General features: G+C 74.2%; 1 protein-coding gene. It reads left to right on the plus strand.

Annotated elements, in window-relative coordinates; translation table 11 throughout:
* Nucleotides 1–458: 458 nt before the first annotated feature.
* Nucleotides 459–1,801 (plus strand): sensor histidine kinase (locus ABT381_RS35670; protein ID WP_351602251.1); only part of this gene is annotated, 1,343 nt, incomplete at its 3' end.

Consider the following 1,801-nt stretch of genomic DNA (forward strand, 5'->3'; position numbering starts at 1 on the left):
CTCGCGGCGCCGGTGCCCGGCAAGCCGTTCGAGCCGGCCGACGAGCTGACCGTGGAGCCGTGGTGGCGGGCCGCCGCGGTGCCTCCCGTGCACGGCTGGCCGGCCTGGCCGCCGAAGGGGCCCGCGGCGATGGCGAGCGGAGCGGGGAGCGCGCCGGCCGCCGGGGAGTGAACCGCGGCGGAAGCGGAGCCAGAAGGGAATGAACGCCCGGGCAGCGAACGGCAGTTCGTATCACTTCGCACTGTCGTGCGAGGGACGGTAACTCACGGAGGTGGCGCGGGGTAGCGAAACCTCGAAGTCCATCTGATCGGCCCCTCCGCAACAACTAGCGTGCGTGCTCCGCGAACCGCCGACGGCCGATCCGGAGGGCGCCGATGCCTGCTGCATTTCCCCAGGGGACGGGGACCGATGTGTCCCACGACACCCCCGAATCCCACGGGACCGGGGGGACGGGGGGAATGGTTCCCGCACCGCTGCCCGGGCGGCGGCGGGACCGCGAAGGCGCCCGGCACAGCCGCGTACCGCTCCGCGAGACGGCCGCCGACTCCGTCATACGCGTCCGCCTCGTCCGCCTCGCGGCCGTGCCCTGCCTGCTCGTCGCCGCGACCTGCTCCGCCGTGACCGCCTTCATCGCCCGGTCCGGCGGACAGCCGCTGAGCGGCGCCGCCTGGACCGTCCTCGGCTGCGGCTTCGCCCTCGTGTGCGGCATCACCGCGGTGGCCTGCGCCGCCGCCACCTCCGAGGCCCGCGCCACCATCCAGCGCTACGCCCGCCTGCGGGAGGTGTGCGCCCGCAGCCAGTCCGACCTGTACGCCCTCGTGCACCGCGTACGCCAGGGCGAATGGCTCCAGCAGCGCGCCCCCGAACCGCTGTCCCGCCCGGCCGGCGACACCCTCGACCTCCTCGTCCACGACGTCGCCGCCGCGGGCCGCGCCGCCGAGGCCGCGGTCATCGACGCGGTCGCCATCGCCCGCGGCAACGCCAGCGGCAGCGAGCAGAAGGTCGAGGTCTTCGTGAACCTCGCCCGGCGCCTGCAGTCCCTGGTCCACCGCGAGATCGAGCTGCTGGACGAGCTGGAGAACCGGGTGGAGGACCCCGATCTGCTCAAAGGTCTCTTCCACGTGGACCACCTCGCCACCCGCATCCGCCGGCACGCCGAGAACCTCGCCGTCCTCGGCGGCGCCATCTCCCGCCGCCAGTGGTCCCGCCCGGTCACCATGACCGAGGTCATGCGCTCCTCCATCGCCGAGGTCGAGCAGTACCCGCGCGTCAAGCTCGTGCCGCCCATCGAGGGCACGCTCCGCGGCCACGCCGTCGCCGACGTCATCCACCTCCTCGCCGAACTCGTCGAGAACGCGACCGTCTACTCGGCCCCGCACACCCACATCCTGCTCCGCGCCCAGCTGGTCACCGCCGGCCTCGCGGTCGAGGTGGAGGACCGGGGCCTGGGCATGGACGTCGAGGAGCAGGACCGGATGAACGCGCTGCTCGCCGACCCCGACCACGTCGACGTCGCCGAGCTGCTCAACGACGGCCGCATCGGCCTGTTCGTGGTCTCCTCGCTGGCCCGCCGGCACGGCATCGTCGTCCGCCTGCAGAGCAACATCTACGGCGGTGTACAGGCCGTACTCATCCTGCCGCAGGGCCTGTTGGGCGACGAGCCGGCCGAGGAGGGGGACGACGAGGTCGATGGCGCCGCCCGGCCCGCCGTCGCCGCCGCGCCGCCCGCCGACGCCCCGCGCCGCCACGTCGTACGGACCGCCAACGGCCACGCCGACCTCGACCCCGGCCTGCTGCCGCC

Origin of the sequence: Streptomyces sp. NPDC000151 (assembly GCF_040301705.1) — a bacterium.
GTDB lineage: Bacteria > Actinomycetota > Actinomycetes > Streptomycetales > Streptomycetaceae > Streptomyces.